Source organism: Streptomyces capoamus (genome assembly GCF_014654935.1).
In the GTDB taxonomy this organism is placed as follows: Bacteria; Actinomycetota; Actinomycetes; order Streptomycetales; family Streptomycetaceae; genus Streptomyces; species Streptomyces capoamus.
In genome coordinates this window covers 14,114-16,345 of record NZ_BNBF01000010.1, presented here as the reverse complement: position 1 = coordinate 16,345, position 2,232 = coordinate 14,114, and the positions used below count along the sequence as shown (strand labels likewise).

Genomic DNA, 2,232 nt, shown 5'->3' with positions numbered 1-2,232 from the left:
CGCCGGATAGCGCTGCGGGCCCAGGGCCTGCTCGGCGCACCGGACCGGCGCGCGGGTGTCCGCGGGGTGCTGCGCCACCTCGGCGCGGTCCAGCTCGACACGATCTCCGTCCTGGCCCGGTCCCACGAACTCGTGCCGTACGCCCGGCTCGGCGCGGTCGGCCGCAAGACCGTGGAGGCCGCGTACTGGACCGGCACCCACGCCTTCGAGTACTGGTCGCACGCGGCCTGCATCCTCCCCATCGAGGAGTGGCCGCACTTCGCCTTCCGCCGCCGCGCCTACCGCGACCGCCCGCACTGGCACCACGACCTCCCCGACGGGGTGTACGGCCAGGTCATCAAGCAGCTCCGCGCGGAGGGCCCGCTGACCGCCACGGAACTGGGCGGCGCGAAGAAGACGAACGACTGGTGGGACTGGTCGGGCACGAAGGTCGCCGTGGAGCGTGCGCTGATGTACGGCGAGGTGGTGTGCGTGGAGCGGCGCGGCTGGAAGCGGGTCTACGACCTCGCCGAGCGCGCGGTCCCGGACGCGCTGCTGCACGACGAGCTGGACGACACCGAGTGCCTGCGCCGTCTGGTCCGGCTGGCGGGCGAGTCGCTGGGCGTGGGCACGCGTGCGGACATCGCTGACTACCACCGGCTCAAGGGCGAGCAGGTCGACGCGGTGATCGCGGACTCGGGACTGGTACCGGTCGAGGTCGAGGGCTGGGGCAAGCCGGCCTGGGCGGACCCGGCGGCCCTGGCGGCGCCGGTGCGCGGCCGGCACCGCACCACGCTGCTGTCGCCGTTCGACTCGCTGGTCTGGGAGCGGGCGCGCACGGAGCGGATCTTCGGCTTCACCCACCGGCTGGAGGCGTACGTCCCCAAGCCCAAACGGGTCCACGGGTACTTCGCGATGCCCGTGCTCGCCGGCGGCCGGCTGGTCGGGCGTGTCGACCCGGCGCGAGAGGGCCGCACACTGGTGGCCAAGCAGGTCACCCTGGACGGCCCGAAGGCGGTCCCGGCGGTCGCCCAGGCCCTGGCCGAGGCGGCGACGTGGGTGGACTGCACGGACGTCCGCGTGGACCGCGTGGACGCGCCCGAACTGCGCGAACCCCTCACCCGGGAACTCGCCGTCCTCCTCGGATAGGCGCCGCCGGACCGGTCCGCCGCTAGCGGATCTCCAGGATCTTCTCCCGCATCGCGTAGACCACGGCCTCCATCCTGGAGTGCAGCTGCAGCTTCTCCAGGATGTTGCGGACGTGGTTCTTCACGGTGTTCTCGGAGATGAACAACTCCTTGGCGATGTCCCGGTTGTTCATGCCCGTGGCGACGAGTTTGAGGACCTCCAGCTCCCGGTCGGTCAGCCGGGGCGCGGGCACCAGCCGGCGTTCGTCGGTGCGCTGGATCATCGACTTGAACTCGGTGAGGAGTTTCGACGCCATCGAGGGGCTGATCTGCGACTGGCCGTCGGCCACCGCGCGGATGGCGGTGGCCACCTCGTCGGTCGAGATCTCCTTGAGCAGGTATCCGGTCGCGCCCGCCTTGATCGCGTCGTAGAGGTCGGCCTCCTCGTCGCTGATCGTCAGCATGATGATCTTGGCGCTGGGGGCGACCTCCTTGATGGAGGTGCAGGCCTCGATCCCGCCCCGCTTGGGCATGCGGACGTCCATCAGCACGATGTCGGGCAAGAGGTCGGCGGCCTTGTCGACGGCCTCGGCCCCGTCGCCCGCCTCGCCGACGACCTGGATGTCCTCCTCGGCCGCGAGCACGATCTCCAGGCCGCGCCGGAAGAGGGCGTGGTCGTCCACGACCAGGACCCTGATCGGCTCCTCGCGCGCGGGGCCCGCGCCGGGGCCCATGCCGACGGCATCGTCGTCGGCATTCCGCATCGGTCCGAAGGTGTCCGCCATCGTTCCTCCCCCTGAAGGCTGTGGCCTGTGGTTCTGTGCCATCGCCAACCCAAGGCAGCGGCCCACCGGTTGGGCCGGTGCGGCCATGATTTCATGCCCGGACGACACGCAGGTGACGTGCGGGGCGCGAAGTGGTCGCACGCCGGTGCCCCTGGGGGCGCACACGCGCTCCAGGGGCACCGGCTCAGCTTCGGCCGGGCGGATCAGCCGCCCAGCGTGCCACCGGCCGCGGGGGGTTGCACCTCGGTGACCATCGGGTCCGTGCTGAGGTGGATCACGCCGTAGTCGTACGCGTGCCGCCGGTAGACGACACTCGGCTCCTTCGTCTCGGAGTCGACGAA

General features: G+C 71.5%; 3 protein-coding genes. 1 reads left to right on the top strand and 2 read right to left on the bottom strand.

Annotated elements, in window-relative coordinates; genetic code table 11:
- Nucleotides 1-1,128: winged helix-turn-helix domain-containing protein (locus tag IE312_RS17375; RefSeq protein WP_229899968.1), on the top strand; the 1,128-nt coding region annotated here is incomplete at its 5' end.
- A gap of 22 nt (nucleotides 1,129-1,150) precedes the next feature.
- Here IE312_RS17375 and IE312_RS17370 read toward each other — a convergent pair.
- Together IE312_RS17370 and IE312_RS40550 are read right to left on the bottom strand one after the other, a co-directional pair.
- On the bottom strand, nucleotides 1,151-1,891 hold the full coding sequence (locus tag IE312_RS17370; RefSeq protein WP_189982779.1) for a response regulator: 741 nt from the start codon (nucleotides 1,889-1,891) through the stop codon (nucleotides 1,151-1,153).
- Nucleotides 1,892-2,094: 203 nt separating this feature from the next.
- On the bottom strand, nucleotides 2,095-2,232 hold a 138-nt coding region (locus IE312_RS40550), incomplete at its 5' end, for a sigma 54 modulation/S30EA ribosomal C-terminal domain-containing protein (RefSeq protein ID WP_229900052.1).

What these genes read in the sequence shown, in the direction of transcription:
- IE312_RS17370 (WP_189982779.1), bottom strand. Translation starts at nt 1,891, where the DNA reads ATGGCGGACACCTTCGGACCGATGCGGAATGCCGACGACGATGCCGTC.